Raw genomic sequence first — 15,389 nt, forward strand, 5'->3', positions numbered from 1 at the left:
TGAAATAAATTAATGATTTTGTGTTATAAAGATAAAATTTTCCATAAATGTTTGACTGGGAGTTAACTACAAGCAGTATAATATCAATTATAAAGTAATAAATAGGTTTTATTAAATTAAAAAAAAGGTGGGGTGTCAAATGCAAAAAAGTAATAAAATATTGATTGCCTATTTTTCCTATTCTGGAAATACAGGTATAGTTGCACAGGAAATTAAAAAAGTAATTGGTGGAGATGTATTTAAGATTGAAACTGTTGAAGAATATCCACAAAATTATAATAGAGTAGTAGATATTGCGAGACAGGAGCAAAAAGCAGATGCTCGTCCAGCGTTAAAAACAAGTATTGTTGATATGGATTCTTATAATGTTATTATTTTAGGATATCCAAATTGGTGTGGAACTATACCTATGGCTGTATTTACATTTTTAGAGAGGTATAATTTCAAAGATAAGATCATTTTACCTTACTGTACGCATGGGGGCAGTCGAATGGGACGAAGTGAAACGGATATTGTAAAAGCTGCTCGTGGAGCTGATGTTAAAAGAGGACTGGATATATATGGTTCAGATGTAAAAAATTCAAAGACTGCCATATCGGGCTGGCTTAAAAGAGAAGGCATTATACAGCAAGTATAAATAATAGATGAAGAGGTGTTATTATGGCTAAAAAACTAGGATTTGGATTTATGCGTTTACCAATTATGAATAAAGGAGATCAGACAAGTATTGATTTCGAGCAATTAAATAAAATGGTGGATACTTTTTTGAAAAGAGGTTTTACTTATTTTGATACGGCTTACATGTATCATAATTTTAAGAGTGAGATTGCTTTGAGAGAGGCATTAGTAAAACGTCATCCAAGAAATTCTTTTACAGTGGCTACAAAAATGCCAACTATGTTTTTAAAAAGGACAGAAGACTTAGAGAAAATTTTCAACGAGCAGTTAGAAAAAGTTGGTGTAGATTATTTTGATTATTATTTGCTTCACAGTCTTGGTGTAAATAATTATAAGATTGCCAATAGATTAGATGCATTTTCTTTTGTCCAGAAAAAGAAGGAAGAGGGAAAAGTAAGAAATATAGGTTTCTCTTTTCATGATACAGCTGACTTATTGGATGAAATTCTAACAGCACATCCAGAGATGGATTTTGTTCAGTTGCAGATAAATTATCTGGATTGGGAGAATGAAAGCATTCAGTCTGGAAAATGTTATGAAGTGGCAGAGAAGCACAATAAACCTGTTGTTGTTATGGAGCCGGTAAAAGGTGGTACACTGGCGAAAGTACCTGGGGAAGCAGAAAAATTATTTAAAGAATACCATCTGGATATGTCTGTGCCATCCTGGGCAATACGATTTGCAGCAAGCCATGAGAATGTGATGATGGTGTTAAGTGGAATGTCTTCTTTGGAACAGTTGCTTGACAATACAGAATATATGCAGGAATTTAAACCTTTTATTCCAGAAGAATACAAAATTGTAAGCGAAGCTGTTGAGATCATTAATAAAGCCATTGCAATACCTTGTACTGCCTGTCAATACTGTGTAGATGGATGTCCCCAAAATATTGCAATACCGAAATACTTTGCACTTTACAATGCGGAGAAACAGGCATTGAAGCAGCAATTTTCAGTACACAATGTATATTATGATAATTATATTAAAACATATGGTAAAGCATCTGATTGTATTGAATGTAAAAAATGCGAAAAAATTTGTCCACAGCATATTGAGATTACGAAGTATTTAAAAGATGTAGCTCGTACATTTGAAAATCATTAATAAAAATTAGAGAGGTATGATGTTAGTATAAAAGTGTAGACACAAAGAAATAGATTTACTAAAGATCTATAATAAAATTAAGAAGGGGAAGTGTCTACAAGTGGGAAAAACATCTAAAAGATATACGGATGGATATAAAAATACTATTGTTGAATTATTTAACAGAGGAAAGACATATAGTGAACTTAACAGCGAATATGGAATACCTAAAACGACAATGAGGCAGTGGGTGCTTAAAGATAAAAACAAAAAAGATGGTACAGAAGGCAAAGAAGAAAATATCAAAGAAGTTCTCAAAAAAAACGCCATACTTCAGGAAGAAAATGAAATATTAAAAAAAGCATTATCCATATTCGCAAGGGAAAAATAAAAGATATCTATAAGTTCATTGATGAAAACAAGCATTGTTACTGTAAAAAGATCAAAAAATGTTTTGGAATAAAAACCATGTGCAGGGTATTGGGCATAAGCAGAGCCGCCTATTACAGACATTTAAACAGGAAACCATCCAAGTGGGAACGTGAAGATAAAATTTTAGATAAAATGATATATAAAGAATATAAAGATTCAAAATGCAGGTATGGTGCGGTTAAAATATTAAGACAGCTTATAAAAAAGGGATTTAAACCAAGTTTGAAACGGGTCCAGAGACGGATGAAAAAATTGAATATAAAATCAGTTATAGTAAAAAAGTGGAGACCATATTGTAGTAATAAGGTCAATGCAGCTGGTAAACAAAATCTTATTAAGGAAGATTTTGAAGCAGATACAATCAATAAAAAATGGCTTACAGACATAACATACATATATACTTTAAAAGACAGGTGGTGCTACCTGGCATCTGTTTTTGACTGTTACAGTGCAAAAATAGTTGGATGGTATATTTCAAGGGACATGAATGCTGATACAGCATTAAAGGCTATAAAGAATGCCATAGAAATTCAAAAACCTGATTTTAAGTCACTAATACTTCACAGCGATTTAGGCTCACAATATACAAGCAGTGTAGTTGAAGAATACCTTAAAAGCAGGGGTATAAAACATTCTTACAGTAAAAAAGGATACCCTTATGACAATGCACCGATGGAATCATTTCATGCTTCACTTAAGAAAGAGGAACCAAGGATGAACAAATATATTGATCTCGAAGATGCAAAAATATCAATATTTGAATATATTGAAGGCTGGTACAACAGAAAAAGAATACACAGCAGGATTGGATATATTACTCCACAGGAATGTGAAGATATTGAAAGAAAGAAATCAGCTGCCTGATAAAAGAATCAATTACAGCAATTAAATTTTCAATCAGCTTTAAAGATAAATATATTGGCTCTAAATATATGTCAAGGACAAGCCATGGGCTTGCTCTGTATATCCTTGATATATATTTGGATTGAATTAAAATAGTTAAGGGCTATTTGAAAATTAAAATATATTCAGTTCAAAAATTCAAAAAATGTGTCTACTTTATTGACATAGATCCATAATTATTTGTATCCAGGATTGTAGTCAAAGCCGCTGGCACTGACGTCAAGCTGGTAACTTCTGGTGGTAAACTGCAATTTCGTGTACTGTGACTTACTCAATAAGCTAACCGCACTGTCAGGTATAACTCCTGCTCCGCCATAAACCAATTCTTTAGTATATTTACTGGAGTCGGTATACTCTTTCTGCTTTGCCACGTCTACATTGTTTACCAGTATCAGGGGTGCATTTTTCTGTGCTGACAGTGCATAATCAGAAAGAGCATCCGCAAAACCACTGCCACTTGCAAAAGTCACCGTATCAGAATCCATGCCGAACTGTTTTGCTATATTTAGGGAAGTTTCATAATGATCCCATAATAATCCATGCTCTGATGAAATAGAAGCGTTAATTTATCAGAGCAGATGGTAAATTGAATAGGTAAAATATGTTTGCTGAAATTAAACAATATAAGTCCATAAGATTAAATAAGCTGCGGATTCAGGAAATATTAAACATAAACTATAAGACAATAAAAAGTATTGGGAGATGTAATCGGAGCAATATGTATGGTTAGCTGAGGTATCGTGAAGAATATTTAAATCAGTCGGTGCTTTGTGTACATATTTCAAGTCTTTCATAAATTCTTTTTTATCCTTGGAAGCCATATATTTAATTGAATTCTTTAATTTATTTAAGAATATTGTCCCAAATCTAACATTTTGTTATACAAAAATAATGAGTATAGATTTGGTTTTACACAAATCCATACTCATTCCCGAATCCTTTTATGATATATTGGTATTAGATTATATAGTTCTTTATATGTTTTTTTACATAGTCATTTGGTATAATACTATTTAACAAATTGCCTGTAAAATATTGGTTAAATACTTTCCTTATATCATTATCTTCTTGTAAAGATTGAGGATCAAATTCAACTGTTCCTATATATTTTTTAATTGAATTCCATTCCTCTAAGCTTAAAGTATTTCCATAAAAGTTTACAACATAATCTAAAAACAGATCATAATATTTTCGCGATGTACAGTTCCTTAATCCAGCTTTAGTTTGCACATTCTCTACACCAAAGTGTTCACACCTGCACCAATAAAATCCGTCTTTAGAATCATTAATTTGCATTTTTTTACGCATTGATGATTCCAAATTTATAATCTCTTTATTCCTTGGACGATATAGATATTTATATTGGAATTTATGATCTCCACCTTTATCCAGTCTTTTTAACACAAATGTTGTGTTAACCTTTTGGACACCAAAATCCCCATAAATTCCATAAGCTAAAAATTGTGAACTGATCTTTGTCGCATTTGCACCAACTGATGCATCCTCCATAGCTGCCATTACATCAAAACCTTTTATTGGACTGAAATATAAGTGGTTCTTTTTAAACTTATCCTCGATAGCATCTACAATTTGAGAACTTCCCACAAATTATCTCCCCTTAATTGACATAAATTTAAATTAACTTTAGTTATATTACCTACTTGAAAAATACTTAATTCCTCCATTTTGTAAAATATTTGTAATACATATTTCTTGGAAAGTACATTATTAATAATACCATAGCTTAGTTTATAAGTCAATATAAATTTATAAACTTATTTAGATTTAGATATTTGATTTAATTTTACATCTAAAAACCCAATTAACATCTCTAACTTATTTTTTAATTTATTTAATATTTCTTCATCATCATTTATTAAAATTTGATTAGTTATGTTTTTAATTAAATAATCTATATTATTATCCAATGATTCAGTATTATTACAATTATAATCTTTAGGTGCATTTAATACTCTGATTTCAAATAGTCTTGATGGTTTGCTGGTTAACTCTTTAAATCCTCTATTATGATATAATTCTTTTGAGAAGGCACTTAATTCTCTTCCAGGTGATTTTAATTCATTATTTGATACTAGAGTTATTGTTATTTTATCTGATTTTATATCTCCATCTGTAATATTTATCTGTTTTTTCCCTTTGAAACGCTGATTAAAAATTTCAATACTCTCTTTTATAGCTTTATCTCTGGAATTTTCTAAAAAGTTTATTCCATTTTTACTTGGAAATGCCAAGCTAAGTTCCATTTCATATTTAAACATAAAATCAACCTCCTAATTTGTTTGTATGATTTAATTATAATACTTTAAGTTGAATTTGTAAAGTAATAAACTTAATTTAAAGTAAATTTTATCTGTTTCTCTATAATAAGAATTGGAGTTGTTACTATCTCCCATACTTATACGGAGGATGATTATATAAAGTCTACATTTCATATAGTAATACTTATCCCCAACTTTAGGAAGTTGGGAGTATTAATAATAATAGCACCCAGGTGAGTTTATAAAAATCTTCATCTTATATCTGCTTTACATAAAAAATGTACTTTCCATAATCTAAAATAAATGGACAAACTGTTAATAAAGTATTACGATATAGAAAACGATGAAAATAAAAACTTTAAAAAGGAGCAAAGGATAAGATGAATAGAAAGAAAGTAGTTAGCTTACTGTTAACTTTAGGAATATTAGCTACACCACTTGTGGTACCACAGTATGCTACAGGAAATCTAAATAACAAGGTTTATGCATATGACGGCACTATACAAAATGGAAATAAGGTGCAAAAAGAGCCTTTGCAGACAGACACAGGACTAGTTGGAGATAGCATTGTAGCAGAAGACAAATTGTCTGAGTCCTCAACCTATGACGAGCTTATGGCTTCACCATATAAAGTAGAAATGCCTGATAGTTTTTTAACTAAGGAAAGTAATGGTCAGGTTGCTGGAATAGATATGGAAAAATTAAATGTAGATGGTAAGATATATCACTACCAATTTAGTTTTGGAACAACTTTATGTAACCGGTTTATTGAAGTAAGAAAAATGTATGTAGGCGAACAGGGTGCAATAATTAGGGTTTATTCAATGGTATCTTTCTTAGATTCAGACCATAAATTTAACCAATATTCAATCGGTTCGTCAGCAACATCAGATTATAATTTGTATCCATATTTAGTAAAGTACACTACTAACAATGTAGACCTTATGAATCCAAAGCCATTTATAGATAGAAATATTCATATAAATAATGATGGCAAGTATGTAGATGTAGACGGTAAGGTTGTTAAGCCAGATTCTAATGGATATTATGAAGCTTATTCAGATAGAATACACTCAGCAGTAAATACAGTCCATATAGGTACTACAAACGAAGATAGTGGCTTTGTGCATTACGGAACTATAACGGGTGATGAGCCAACTAATTTTAGCAATTCCACATATGACCCAAGTAAGTATGATGAATTCGGGCATTTAAAAAGTGGTTCAGGGGACACACCAACTACTCCTACCAATCCAACAAATCCTAATTTTAAAAGAATAGACGTAACCCGAATAGCTGGACAAGATAGAAAGGAAACTGCAACTAATATAGCTAGTAGCTTTATAAATGAGACTAAGCCAAAGACAATAATTGTGGCATACGGTTATAACTATGCAGATGCACTTGCAGGAGCACCACTCGCTAGACAGTTAAATGCCCCCATAGTATTGGTTGGTGCATATCAAGATAGTGGAAATGTGTTGAAGTATGTAAAGAGCGCACTTGCAAACAACGGAAATATCGTACTTCTCGGAGGTACAGGTGTAGTACCAGATAGTTTCAAAGAATGGTTTATTGCGAACGGTGTAGACGCTTCTCATATAACGAGATATGGTGGTGCAGACAGGTTTGAAACTGCAAGCAAGATAGTAAATGCTGTAACAGCTTCGTCAACTGCCCCTATATTTATAGCCAGTGGGGAGAATTTTCCAGATGCACTTTCGGCATCTTCTGTGGCAGCTGCAAGGGGATACAGGATATTCCTTACTACAGCCAATAATGAGTCTGCTTACCTTAGCAATTACCTTTCAAAGAATAAGCCATCAAAGGTTTATTTACTCGGTGGAAGCGGGGTAATCAGCACAGAGCAAGAATCGGCAATTGCTACCCAGTTAGGAAATAAAGATAGTGTAAAAAGGCTCGGTGGGGCAATCCGATATGAAACCTCACAGGCAATTGCAAATGAATTTAAAGATGGTGTGACAAACGCCATAATCGTAAATGGTGAGGATTACCCGGATGCAATATCGGGAAGTGTTCTGGCAATGAGAACTCCTTCAATCACTCTGCTTACTCCATCCGATAATCTATCTGGAATAAAGAATTTCCTTGCAGACAATGATACAATAACTAGTGGTTTATTGTTGGGAGGAACCGGGGTACTTCCAGACAGTGTGAAAACCTCCCTCTCCAAGTAATGTATGTTATCTAATATACAGCCAATAAATATACCGGATGCTTTTTATAGCTGGTATATTTATACTACAAAAGTTTTTATTCATTGTGTTTTACATTTTCCATTATAAGCTCCATGAAAGTGTCCGGTGCCACCACTTTTACAGAAGGATTTTTATTCAGCTGCCTTATGACTTCATTTACATCTTCCATACTTTTGCTCCAGGCATGCACGTATACAAAGGTGTATGCCTCGGGTCTGCTTATATCCGTGAAGCCGTTTTTTACGTACCTGTTTATATCTCTTGCCAGATCCTCGTTTTCTTCTATTTTGGACCACAGCAGATTTCTGCAGGATACTACGGGCTTGCCTCTGCTCCACACTATTTTGCCCTTGTAATCGTCCTGCCTGTTGTAATTCAAATAGAATATGCCCTGGATATTTGAGCAGGCGGTGTATTTATCCCAGAGATTCCTGTTATAGAGGGACCAGTTATCTAGAACGGACACGTATTTTTGATCCGAGTTTTTCATGTAGCTGTTTAACCTTTTCAAAAAAGGCTTCAGGGAATCTGACTTGAATTCGCTGGGATACATGTATCCGTTTCCGGAAGGGGACACGGTGAAATAATCCTTAGAGGTATTTGAAGATGCATTTTTATAATACATTTTTAGAACAGTTGGCGCCAGTTCATACAGGGACGGACTTATGCTGAAGCCCATGTTGAAGCTGCCCCTTTCAGGTGAACCGTACCATTTGGAAGAGCCGAAATTGCTTCCAAGATTCCACTGCTGATTGTCTCCGTCTGACATAATGAAGGTCACATAGTGGGTGTTTTTTGAAGCTGAATTTTTTGTGGAATCTGATCCATTTTTTTGAATTAGAGGAGAAGAGGGAAAAGCGCTCAACACCGTCAGATTATAGGACCAGTCTGCAGGAACCACGCTTACACCATTTCTGGAAGCTGTACTTATGTTACCCTTTTCGTCAGGACCCCATCCAAGACATGTGGAGTCACTTTCCATGGATTCAAATACCTTGTTTCTCAGGGAGAAATCCTTCGGGTCATCTTCATAAAATACCAGGGATCTGCTCATTATACCGTAATCTCTGAGGGCGGAATCTCTTCCGGGGGACAGCTCAATTACCGTTGAATGATTCAGCCCCCTATTCCATAGGTTATCGTAGGCCCAGTATTTATCGGTGTTTCTGCAGTCCTGCTGCATTTTTATACCCATATTTTTGACTTTGGTTTCAAGGGATTTGTCTACAGCTATGGAATCTTTTAAAGCTGCCAGGGAACAGGCGTTGTTTATGGAAGGATCTTTCTTGGAGGAGTTGTCGTAGAGTACATAGCCTTTTACAAAGCTTTTAAATTTATCCAGCAGGTACCAGGGATCCTCCACCATGCTGTAATTGACACCGTAATTTTCTTTTAGATCCTCCAGCCATATTCTATAATCCGGCTGATTTTTATTTAAAGTATATATCTGGGAATCGGATTTATTTGATATTACCCCCTGCAGTGTGGCTATCATGGTATTTTCAGCGGAACTTAAATCGTTCTGCTGTATTACGTAGAGATATTTAGGTGTTCTGGAATTTTTTACGTAATATTGATGGCCTGAAAAAGCATTTGCATCTGTACAGATTAAGGTGCTTAAAAAAATAAAAATAATTCCTAGGATCAAATTTTTTAATTTCATATGAATTCACCTCCTGATCTTAGTATGTGGTTTTTTATATAATTTATTGTACTTTCTCTGGGCATGAAATCAAAAAATAAATATAAAAACTATTGACAATAAATTTTTTATATTCTATCATATAAAATAAGTTTAAAATTAAATGGATGCTAAAATGCTAAGAAGAGGATTAGTAGGTATGATACCTTTTTAAGAGAAGAAAATGCAAGGTGGAAGTTTTCAAAAGAGCCATACTGAACCTGCCTTAGAGCTCTGTACTGAAACAGTAGTAGGATACAGCGGTAATTGCCGTTAAGATTGTAAGTAAGTGAGTATGTTTGATATTTGAATATATTAAAGCAGGGTGGTACCGCCGAATGTAACCTCGGTCCCTTTATGGGATGGGAGGTTTTTTTATATTTAAATTTAATCATATGAATTTTAAACTATAATTCTATTTTGGAGGTAATTAAATTGGAAAAGAAATTGGTGGAACAGATAACGTCCAGAAGTGAAGATTTTGCTCAATGGTATACGGATATTGTGAGAAAAGCAGAACTGGCAGATTATTCCAGTGTAAGAGGATGTATGATAATACGACCTTATGGTTATGCAATATGGGAGGGCATTCAGAAATACGTAGATACAAAAATAAAGGAAACAGGGCATGAAAATGTATATATGCCTATATTTATTCCAGAGCATTTATTGGAAAAGGAAAAAGAACATGTTGAGGGATTTGCTCCGGAGGTGGCCTGGGTAACTGAAGGTGGAAATGAGGAGCTTGCGGAGAGATTATGTGTCAGGCCGACTTCAGAAACACTGTTCTGCGATCATTTTGCTAAGATAATCCACTCTTATAAGGATCTGCCTAAGCTGTATAACCAATGGTGTTCAGTAATAAGGTGGGAGAAAACCACCAGGCCGTTCTTGAGAACAGCAGAATTTTTATGGCAGGAAGGGCATACAATACACGCTACTAAAGAAGAGGCGGAGAAAGAAACAAGATATATATTGAATCTATATTCCGATTTATGTAAGGATATTCTGGCTATGCCGGTAATTCAGGGCAAAAAAACCGAGAGCGAAAAATTTGCAGGTGCTGTGGATACCTATACCATTGAAAGCTTGATGCACGATGGAAAGGCCCTGCAGGCAGGTACATCACATTATCTTGGTGAAAATTTTGCCAGGGCATTTGGAATCCAGTATTCCGATAAGGAAGGTAAACAGCGGTATGTACATTATACTACCTGGGCTGTAACTACAAGGCTGATCGGGGCAATAATAATGATACATGGTGATGACAACGGTATGGTCATGCCGCCAAGGATAGCACCTATACAGGTGATTGTTATACCTGTAGCGCAGCACAAGGAAGGTGTGCTTAAAAAGGCAAATGAATTGAAGGATAGGCTGTCTAAAATTGCAAGGGTCAAGATTGATGATGATGCCGATAAAACACCGGGCTGGAAATTCAGCGAATACGAGATGAAAGGTGTTCCAATCAGACTTGAAATAGGACCTAAGGATATTGAAAAAAATCAGGTGGTACTGGCAAGAAGGGATACGGGAGAAAAGTTCACAGTATCAATAGATGATCTGGAAAGCCAGGTAACGGAGCTTTTGGATAAAATTCACAATTCCATGTATGAAAAAGCAAAATCCTTTAGAGATAATAATACCCGTGATGCTCTAAATATGGAACAATTTAAGAATATTGAGGAAAATAAGTCGGGTTTTGTGAGAGCTATGTGGTGTGGAGATGCCAAATGTGAGGAAAAAATCAGGGAGGTTACAGGGGCAACTTCAAGATGTATCCCCTTTGATCAGGAACACATTTCGGATACCTGCGTTTGCTGCGGCAAAAAGGCCGACAAGTTAGTATATTGGGGAAGGGCATATTAAATACCAGCTAAAATTAGAAATGATATGAAAACGAAAGTTTTCATATCATTTTTTATTTTTGCAATGGTTAAAAATAACTTTGAAAATATTTTGTAAATATTATTAGGAAAAAGAATATTTATTGTTATAATATAAATAGAATTATAAGCTGAAATAAAGTGGAGGCCATAATATGTTTAATAATAAAAAGTTTAATAGTAATAAAAAGTGGAGATATCTTATCTATTATGCATTATTGGCAGCTATGATTATATTTGTAGCAAATGAATATATGAATGGGCTGAAATCCCAACATATAAAGTACAGTGATTTTATAAATGATATAAACCAAAATAAAATCTCTGAAGTGCAGATAAGTAAGGATAAATTGATTATAATTCCAAAATCTCAAGATGAAGCAGATAGAGGCAAAGTCCTTTATACTGAGAGAATAACAGATCCAGATTTGATTAAAAAGCTTGATAACGCCAAGATCCAATATGGAGGAATACCTCAAGAGAACACTGCCATAAGGGGATTTTTCATAAACTGGGTTCTCCCATTTATAATAATTGCATTTTTACTTCAACTGTTTTTGGGAAAATTGAATAAAAAGATGGGCAGTGGAGTGATGTCTTTCGGGAAAAATACAGCTAAGATATATGCGGAAAATGAAACTGGTGTAAATTTTAAAGATGTAGCAGGTCAGGAAGAGGCAAAAGAATCACTTGTGGAAATTGTAGACTTCTTACACAATTCTCAAAGGTATGTGGAGATAGGTGCCAGACTTCCTAAGGGAGCCCTTCTTGTGGGACCTCCAGGGACAGGCAAAACTCTTCTTGCAAAAGCGGTAGCTGGTGAAGCTAAAGTGCCTTTTTTTTCAATATCAGGATCAGCCTTTGTAGAGATGTTTGTAGGTATGGGTGCTGCAAGGGTGAGAGATCTCTTTCAACAAGCTCAGGAAAAAGCTCCCTGTATAGTGTTTATAGATGAAATAGATGCCATTGGAAAAAGCAGAGAGGGAAATATATCGGGAAATGATGAAAGAGAGCAGACGCTGAATCAACTTTTAGCGGAAATGGATGGATTTGATTCTTCCAAAGGTGTAGTTATATTGGCAGCTACCAACAGACCGGAAGTTTTAGATAAAGCTCTTTTAAGACCTGGCAGATTTGACAGAAGAGTTATAGTTGACAGGCCTGATTTAAAGGGAAGGGAAGATATTTTAAAAGTGCACATAAAGGGTGTGAAAGTTTCACCGGACGTTGATTTAAATAATATAGCAAAAGCTACTCCGGGAGCTGTGGGTGCAGATTTGGCAAATATGATAAATGAAGCGGCACTAAGAGCTGTTAAAAATCATAGATCTCAAGTAAATCAGGAGGATCTAGAAGAAGCAGTGGAAGTGATTATAGCAGGTAAGGAAAAGAAGGATAGAATACTCTCGCCTGAAGAAAAACAGCAGGTAGCCTTCCACGAAGTCGGTCATGCATTGGTGGCAGCTCTTTTAAAGCATACTGATCCTGTTCATAAAATAACTATAGTCCCTAGAACTATGGGGGCATTAGGGTATACTATGCAGCTCCCTGAGGAGGAAAAATATTTAAATACAAAAGAAGAGATGATGGATCAAATATGTGTTATGCTGGGAGGAAGATCGGCAGAAGAGGTCAGATTTAACAGTATATCTACAGGAGCAGCTAATGATATTGAAAGGGCCACTCAAACTGCTAGAAGAATGGTAACCATTTATGGAATGACGGATAGATTTGATATGATGGGACTGGAGTCTATACAAAATAAATATCTTAATGGAAGGCCAGTTCAAAATTGCAGTATAGAAACAGCCTCTATTATTGATGAAGAAACTTTAAAAATAATAAAGGAATCTCATAAAAAGTCCAGGAAACTTCTTAAAGATAATATGGATCTGCTCATAGGCATATCTAAAAAACTTATAGAAAAGGAAACTTTAATGGGAGATGAGTTTATGAGCATTATAAGGGATTACAATGAAAAAAAAGGAAAAGAATCTTCCGATAACAAGGCTTTAACCTCTCATTTGGAGGATGTATAGGCTGTGGAATGGAGATATGTATATGTGGAGAGATGATTTAGAAAATGAATTGGATAAAGAAATTCAATTAAACCTTGAAAAAGAAAGATTAAAAGAAGTATTAAACCAGATAAATACAAGGATGATGGAGTGTATAAGCTTTAGAAAAAAGGTAATCAATTATATTTTAGATTTAAGGAAAAAAAATCTTGACCAATATGAAGATGATGAAGATAAAATAGTTGAATATTTTGATCATGAAGTATATACAAAAGAAGAACAATTTAGACTGGTAAATAAGAGTATAAAAGAACTTACTGTACTAAAGGATTCACCTTATTTTGGAAAAGTGATTTTTGAAGATAAATTTGGTGGAGAAAAAATATATATAGGTAGATTTGGAATGAGCAGCAGAGAAGATTATGAGCCAATTATAGTGGATTGGAGATCACCTGTATGCAGTTTATTCTACTCGGGCAGCCTGGGACAGACCAGTTATAGTTCCCCTATGGGAGAAATAAAAGCAGACATATTGAGCAAGAGACAGTTTATCATAAAGAAATCAAATCTTGTCGGGATGTTTGACTCCAATATGGATGTAAAAGATGAGATATTACAGATGGTGCTGAGTAAGAATGCTGGGAAAAAGCTAAAAGATATAGTGATGACTATACAGAAAGAACAGGATGATCTAATAAGGCAGCCCAGGGAAGGGGTTGTTGTGGTAAATGGAATAGCTGGCAGTGGCAAAACTACTATAGCTTTACACAGAGTGGCATATTTGTTGTACAATTATAGAAAATTACTTCAGAGGAAAGTGCTTATATTAGGACCTAATAGTATATTTATAGATTATATTTCTCTTGTGCTGCCCAGTTTAGGAGAAGAAGAGGTTACCCAGCTTACATTTGGTCAATTTGCTAAAAGCATTTTAAACTTGCCGGATGTGATGACTTTAAGGGAATATATGGAGAATATTTTAAACGGGGATAAAGAGTTTATTCAAGAAATAATTTATAAGAATTCTTTGAGATATGTCAGTGATGTAGACAAATTAATTGTCCGTATAGAGGAAAATTGTTTTGCGGCAGAAGATGTATTTTTTTATGATAAGGTAATAGTTGCTAAAGAAGAAGCGGAAAAAATGCTGGGATATTATTTTAAGGATATGCCTCTGTTTAAGAGAGCAATAAGGCTAAAAAAGGTCATATACTCCAGAATAAAGGATGAGAGAAACATAATAGTGAGAGCCATACGGAAAAAGTATAGAGATAAAATTGAAAATATGACAGAGGAAGAATTGAATCTACATGGGACAAATTTAGAGTATAGAGAGAGAAATGAAATAGAAGAAGTCATAAAAGAAGTAATAAGAATAAAAAAATATAAGCTTAAATGGCTGGAGAAGCCGGATGTAATATCAATGTACAATACCTTCAACAATAATAGAAAATTAATTTACGATGATCTGGCTGCTATTTTATATCTGAAAATAAAATTAGATGGTTCAAGATATAAAGACAGAGTAAAACACATAGTCGTAGATGAAGCCCAGGATTATTCTCCATTGCAGTTCAAGGTTATAAAAGAACTCACCCACTGCAGCTCTTTTACTATAGTTGGAGATGTTAATCAAAGAATTATACCTTCAGATGAAATTCCTGCTATGATGGACTTGAATAACATATTTTCGGATTTGAAAGTAAAAAATTTTTCCTTGAGCAGAAGCTATAGATCTACAAACGAAATAACCAATTATGCCAACCAGTATTTAAAAAAGGGTGAAATTATACCTTTGATAAGAGAGGGAGAAAAAGTTATAGAAGAGCAGGTATATAACTTAAAGGAACTTGTAGATAAGATATTGAAGGACATTGAGAAATTAAAAGAAAAATCTTATGAAAGTATTGCCGTGATATGTAGGGATTTGAAAGATACAGTGACATTGGGAAATCTAATTAAAAAAAGAGCATATATAAAAGTAATCAGCGGGGAAGATATGATTTATTCCAGTGGAGAAGTTATACTCCCAAGTTATTTTGCCAAAGGTCTGGAATTTGACGCCGTTATAATGATAGATACTTTTTATTGTCGTGATGAAGATGAGAACACATTAAAATATATAATGGTCACCAGGGCACTGCATGAGCTGCATGTATACAGGATTTTTTCTGTAACTGGGTGATGCATATGAAATATATTTTTGCTTC

The 15,389-nt window shown here is 34.2% G+C and carries 12 protein-coding genes and 1 other annotated feature; of the genes, 8 read left to right on the plus strand and 4 right to left on the minus strand.

What is annotated here, in order from left to right; translation table 11 throughout:
* The first annotated feature begins 139 nt into the window (after positions 1-139).
* From LN736_RS07610 to LN736_RS07625, 4 genes are all read left to right on the plus strand, one after another.
* Positions 140-637 (plus strand): flavodoxin, encoded by a 498-nt coding sequence (locus LN736_RS07610; RefSeq protein WP_229981291.1) that lies wholly within the window; start codon positions 140-142, stop codon positions 635-637.
* 20 nt (positions 638-657) lie between these two features.
* Positions 658-1,782, plus strand: coding sequence for an aldo/keto reductase (locus tag LN736_RS07615; RefSeq protein ID WP_229981314.1), 1,125 nt, complete (start codon positions 658-660; stop codon positions 1,780-1,782).
* Between the two features lie 100 nt (positions 1,783-1,882).
* Complete coding sequence (locus LN736_RS07620) at positions 1,883-2,152, plus strand: transposase (RefSeq protein ID WP_229981292.1); 270 nt, start codon at positions 1,883-1,885, stop codon at positions 2,150-2,152.
* Between the two features lie 17 nt (positions 2,153-2,169).
* Positions 2,170-3,057, plus strand: coding sequence for an IS3 family transposase (locus LN736_RS07625; protein WP_326839074.1), 888 nt, complete (start codon positions 2,170-2,172; stop codon positions 3,055-3,057).
* A gap of 215 nt (positions 3,058-3,272) precedes the next feature.
* On the opposite strand, the gene LN736_RS07630 is transcribed toward LN736_RS07625, so the two are convergent.
* The 3 genes from LN736_RS07630 to LN736_RS07640 form a co-directional block, all read right to left on the minus strand.
* Positions 3,273-3,662 carry a cell wall-binding repeat-containing protein gene (locus LN736_RS07630; protein WP_326839075.1) on the minus strand — a complete coding sequence of 130 codons (390 nt, stop codon included), beginning with the start codon at positions 3,660-3,662 and terminating at the stop codon, positions 3,273-3,275.
* Between the two features lie 391 nt (positions 3,663-4,053).
* Positions 4,054-4,701 carry a hypothetical protein gene (locus LN736_RS07635; protein WP_150358432.1) on the minus strand — a complete coding sequence of 216 codons (648 nt, stop codon included), beginning with the start codon at positions 4,699-4,701 and terminating at the stop codon, positions 4,054-4,056.
* A 170-nt stretch (positions 4,702-4,871) separates the two neighbouring features.
* Positions 4,872-5,375: a hypothetical protein gene (locus LN736_RS07640; protein ID WP_179978412.1), complete on the minus strand. Its 504-nt coding sequence runs from the start codon at positions 5,373-5,375 to the stop codon at positions 4,872-4,874.
* 380 nt (positions 5,376-5,755) lie between these two features.
* On the opposite strand from LN736_RS07640, the gene LN736_RS07645 reads away from it, so the two are divergent.
* The gene (locus LN736_RS07645; RefSeq protein WP_150358818.1) at positions 5,756-7,573 is read left to right on the plus strand and encodes a cell wall-binding repeat-containing protein; all 1,818 of its coding nucleotides are present in this window, start codon (positions 5,756-5,758) and stop codon (positions 7,571-7,573) included.
* Between the two features lie 76 nt (positions 7,574-7,649).
* On the opposite strand, the gene LN736_RS07650 is transcribed toward LN736_RS07645, so the two are convergent.
* Positions 7,650-9,257 (minus strand): GxGYxYP domain-containing protein, encoded by a 1,608-nt coding sequence (locus tag LN736_RS07650; protein ID WP_229981294.1) that lies wholly within the window; start codon positions 9,255-9,257, stop codon positions 7,650-7,652.
* A 150-nt stretch (positions 9,258-9,407) separates the two neighbouring features.
* Positions 9,408-9,633: a binding site (T-box leader), on the plus strand.
* Positions 9,634-9,704: 71 nt separating this feature from the next.
* Between LN736_RS07650 and proS the strand changes: the two genes are divergently transcribed.
* The 3 genes from proS to LN736_RS07665 all read left to right on the plus strand — a co-directional run bounded on the left by proS (position 9,705) and on the right by LN736_RS07665 (position 15,364).
* On the plus strand, positions 9,705-11,144 hold the full coding sequence (gene proS, locus LN736_RS07655; RefSeq protein WP_229981315.1) for a proline--tRNA ligase: 1,440 nt from the start codon (positions 9,705-9,707) through the stop codon (positions 11,142-11,144).
* A 172-nt stretch (positions 11,145-11,316) separates the two neighbouring features.
* Entirely contained in the window at positions 11,317-13,200 is a 1,884-nt protein-coding gene (gene ftsH, locus LN736_RS07660) for an ATP-dependent zinc metalloprotease FtsH (protein WP_179978414.1), read from the plus strand.
* A 22-nt stretch (positions 13,201-13,222) separates the two neighbouring features.
* Positions 13,223-15,364 carry a HelD family protein gene (locus tag LN736_RS07665; protein ID WP_179978549.1) on the plus strand — a complete coding sequence of 714 codons (2,142 nt, stop codon included), beginning with the start codon at positions 13,223-13,225 and terminating at the stop codon, positions 15,362-15,364.
* The last annotated feature ends 25 nt before the right edge of the window (positions 15,365-15,389 follow it).

The organism is Clostridium aromativorans, assembly GCF_020908015.1.
Classification (GTDB): Bacteria; Bacillota; Clostridia; order Clostridiales; family Clostridiaceae; genus Clostridium_B; species Clostridium_B aromativorans.

Coding starts and splice junctions, on each gene's coding strand:
- LN736_RS07610 (WP_229981291.1), top strand. CDS start 140: ATGCAAAAAAGTAATAAAATATTGATTGCCTATTTTTCCTATTCTGGA.
- LN736_RS07640 (WP_179978412.1), bottom strand. CDS start 5,375: ATGTTTAAATATGAAATGGAACTTAGCTTGGCATTTCCAAGTAAAAAT.
- LN736_RS07645 (WP_150358818.1), top strand. CDS start 5,756: ATGAATAGAAAGAAAGTAGTTAGCTTACTGTTAACTTTAGGAATATTA.
- LN736_RS07650 (WP_229981294.1), bottom strand. CDS start 9,257: ATGAAATTAAAAAATTTGATCCTAGGAATTATTTTTATTTTTTTAAGC.
- ftsH (WP_179978414.1), top strand. CDS start 11,317: ATGTTTAATAATAAAAAGTTTAATAGTAATAAAAAGTGGAGATATCTT.
- LN736_RS07665 (WP_179978549.1), top strand. CDS start 13,223: ATGTGGAGAGATGATTTAGAAAATGAATTGGATAAAGAAATTCAATTA.